Annotated in this window: 3 protein-coding genes and 1 pseudogene; all 4 read left to right on the forward strand. The window is 61.8% G+C overall.

From position 1 onward, the window contains the following. On the forward strand, window positions 1-351 hold a 351-nt coding region (locus tag AC1DWI_RS16075), incomplete at its 5' end, for a prolipoprotein diacylglyceryl transferase family protein (protein ID WP_477725204.1). Window positions 352-653: 302 nt separating this feature from the next. Further along, window positions 654-1,322, forward strand: coding sequence for a GntR family transcriptional regulator (locus tag AC1DWI_RS16080; protein ID WP_457280332.1), 669 nt, complete (start codon window positions 654-656; stop codon window positions 1,320-1,322). Further along, window positions 1,319-2,797, forward strand: a complete 1,479-nt coding sequence (locus tag AC1DWI_RS16085) for a malonyl-CoA decarboxylase domain-containing protein (RefSeq protein ID WP_477725205.1) — start codon at window positions 1,319-1,321, stop codon at window positions 2,795-2,797. The genes AC1DWI_RS16080 and AC1DWI_RS16085 overlap by 4 nt, the downstream gene beginning before the upstream one ends. 52 nt (window positions 2,798-2,849) lie before the next feature. Next, window positions 2,850-3,875: pseudogene (locus AC1DWI_RS16090) on the forward strand (alpha/beta hydrolase domain-containing protein); the annotation flags it as partial.

Genomic DNA, 3,875 nt, shown 5'->3' on the forward strand with positions numbered 1-3,875 from the left:
GCTTTGCCCTGGGGCATGGTATTTCCGGGCAGCGGCGCCATGCAGCCGCGTCACCCCTCACAAATCTATCAATTTCTGATGGAGGGCTTGTTGCTGTTCGTGCTCCTCTGGCTGTACGCGCGCAAGCCGCGTAAGGTGGGGCAGGTCTCAGGGGCCTTCCTGGTCGGCTACGGTGTGTTTCGTTTCATCGCCGAGTTTTTCCGTGAGCCCGACGACTTCCTGGGCATCCTCGCCCTGGGTATGAGCATGGGTCAATGGCTTTGCGTGCCCATGATCGCAGCGGGTGTCGGGCTCTGGGTGTGGGCTTCCCGGCAGGGTCAACCCCGAAAATCCATCGCAGGCAGCTATTGATTTGTGGCGATAGCTCAGGGCGTCAGGACTGTCTGGCGCCCTGAGCCTCTCGCTTCGGGGCGCTAGGGTTTCTCCCTGTCGTTTTCGGGCACAGGGCACTTGCCTGACTGCTTTTTAGCTCCCATAATTATGTGTAATTACTTGAAATTACCGCTGGAATTCTGAAAACTCCAGACGCTGCCGGGGCAGTTGTATGAAAGCAGGTGGGTTTTCGGGACGTACCGGGCCATCGCGGTTGCCGGGTTCGGTGGATGTCTCGTGTATTTGGGTTCATTGCGTCAGCCGGTCAAAAGGGGTCTGTCATGCGTCTGGTCCAGAGTTCATTGCATCAGGAAGTCGCCAATACCCTGCGCGAGCAGATTTTTGCCGGCCAGCTGGCGCCCGGGAGTTTTCTGGACGAGGTGGCGCTATGCGAACGGCTGGAAATCTCCCGCACGCCACTGCGCGAGGCGCTCAAGGTGCTGACCTCGGAAGGGCTTCTGCGCCACGAACCCCGGCGGGGTTGCTTTGTCAATGAGGTGACCGAGCAAGACCTGGACGACATTTTCCCGGTCATCGCCTTGCTGGAGGGGCGCTGCGCCTATGAGGCGGCACGCAATGCCACCGACGCCGATCTGGCTGCGCTCACTACTTTGCATGAGCGGCTTAACAGTCACGCCAAAGCCGGCCGGATCAATGACTATTACGCGACCAATTTCGCCATTCACGAGGCCATCATCCTGTTGGCCAACAACCGCTGGCTCGCGCAGGCGATTGCGGACCTGCGAAAAATATTGAAGCTGGCGCGGCTCCAGCAGTTGCACGCGCCGGGCCGCCTGGCGCAAAGTCTTTCAGAGCACATGACGGTGTTTGCGGCCCTCAAAAGCCGTGACAGCGAAGGTGCCGATGCCGCCATGCGCACTCACCTGACGCGCCAGCGCGAAGCGCTGCGTGACCTTTCCCGCAGCCAGCGCTCCAGGGTGGCCTCATGAGCGCCGCAGACTGGCTCAGCCGCAATGTTTCGCGGCTCACGGCAGGCGAGAAAGGCCTTACAGAAAAAACTGCCGCAGGGCAAGCAGACCGTGCGCAAGCAGCTACAAAAAAGATAGCAGCTAGCGTCGAATTGCCCGCGCGAAGCACGCATGAACGGCTTCAGGCAACCCTGAGTCATAAGGACGAAGCGCTGTCGCCGCGCGTACTCCGCCGCACCTTGCAGGAGCTGCAGGCCATCATCGACCCACGCGTGAGTGAGGTGGAAGGCGGCCGGCGCGCCATGGCCATTGCGGCCTGGTACCAGGGCGCCACCCCGGCTCGCCGGCGCGACCTGTGGATGCTGATGAGTGAGCAGTTCGTCGCCAATCCGCAGAAGGTCAAGGCTGCGCAGGCGCAGTTTGCGGCTGCCGTGGGTACACCCGAAGAGGCGGTGGCCGAGGTGCGTTACCGCCGTGCCACAGTCTCACCGCGCCGGCGTCTGCTGCAGCGCTTCAGCGTCTATCCGGGCGGCATCCAGTTCCTGGTCGAAATGCGTGCGGACATGCAGCCCAGCCTCAAGGCCGACAAGCGCTTGCTCGCCCTGGATGTCGAAATGGAATACATGTTCTCGACATGGTTCGACGTCGGTTTCCTTGACCTGCGCCGCATCACCTGGGATTCACCGGCATCACTGATTGAAAAACTGATCAAGTACGAAGCGGTCCATGACATCAAGGGATGGGCCGACGTCAAAAACCGGCTCGACAGTGACCGTCGCTGCTATGGCTTCTTCCACCCGCGTCTTCCAGAGGTGCCGCTGATTTTTGTCGAGGTCGCGATGGTCGAGACGATCGCGGGCGACATCATGCCTTTGCTCGATGAGCTGGCAGCGCCCTCGGACCTGAGCCGCGCGACCACTGCGATTTTCTATTCCATCAGCAATACGCAGGCCGGCCTGCGCGGCGTGAGCTTTGGCGATTCGCTGATCAAGCGCGTGGTGGAGACCCTGAAAGAGGAGTTTCCCAAGCTCAAGACCTTTGCCACTCTTTCTCCGATTCCGGGGTTTCRCAGCTGGCTGGGCAAGAACGCGGCGGCCATGCTGGAAACGCTGGGAGACAAGGAGCTTGCCGCCCTGGGCCGGGCGGTGGGGTTTGAGCCGCCCACTGCAGGGCACCTGCTGACCGCCGCAGAAAACCCGCTGGCCCTCGGTGAAAAGTCGCCGGTGCGAAAGATGCTGCTGCACTGCGCGGCCCATTACCTGGGCCGGGCCCTGGAAGAGGGCAAGCCGCTGGATCCGGTGGCACGCTTTCATCTGGGCAATGGGGCGCGCGTGGAGCGCATCAACTGGGCGGGCGACCCGACGCCCAAAGGGCTCAGGCAATCGTACGGCCTGATGGTGAATTATCTCTATGACCTCAAGCGCCTGGACAAGCACCGCGCCTTGCTGGCCCAAGGAAAGGTGGCCGTTTCCGGCGCGATTGAGTCGCTTTTGTAGTTTTTTGCAGTTGCAGACGAGCAGTCGACATAAAAAAACGAAGGAGACAGACATGAGACCCGTTCACCTGCTGGGAAGGCTGGCGCTTGCGTCGCTGGCTGCCGTGTTGTTGCTGGGACATTCCGCCCAGGCCCGCGTCACGCGGATCGTGATTGACGAAACCGTTCCCCTGGCGGCAGATTTGTCGGGTGGTGTGGCCTTTGAACAGGTTGCCGGCCGCGCGTTCGGCGAGCTGGACCCCAAGGCGTCTGGCAATGCCATCATCCAGGACATTGAACTGGGCAAAGAGGCCGATGGCAAGGTACGTTACGTGGCCACCTTTGTGTTGACCAAGCCGGTTGATTTGTCCAAGGCCAGCGGCATAATGTGGCATGAGGTGCCCAACCGTGGTTTGCGCCGGCCCAATGTGGTGCAGGAGCGTGCATTGGGTGACATCGACCTCACAAGCGCCTGGCAGGGCGACAATGCCGGCGCCACCATGGTGCGGGCCACTGCTGCGGTCGAGCTTCCCCACTGGCTCAAGGTGCCGGTGGCAAGGAATGCCGACGGCTCACCCGTCACCGGCGAGGTGTTTGGCCGCATCGTCAATCGCACCGGCCCGGGTTCGCAACCGCTGGTTGTGCAAACAAATCCTGTTCCGTACAAGCCCGTGAGCCTGGACACGCGCCAGTCGCGCCTGGTGTCGCGCGCGGCTGAATCCACCCGCGGCGATGTGACCGGCGAGACAGTGATTCCTTCCACCGACTGGGCCTGGGCCAAGTGCGATGCGGCCAATCCTTTTCCCGGCGTACCTGATGCCACGCAGATCTGCCTGAAAAACGGTTTTGATGCCGGCAAGCTTTACCAGGTAGTGTTCAAGGCCGCCGATCCTTACCTGCTGGGCGTGGGCTTTGCCGCCTGGCGCGATATGGGGGTGTTCTTCAAGACGGCCAGGGCTGATGACGCCGGCACACCGAACCCGGTGGCTGGGGTGGTGACCCACAGCATTGGCCGGGGCGTCTCGCAATCCGGCAACTTTCTGCGCGGCTGGCTGCACTTGGGCTTTAACCGGGACGAAGCCGGGCGCCAGGTGCATGAC

Source organism: Polaromonas sp. P3_C2 (assembly GCF_056402675.1).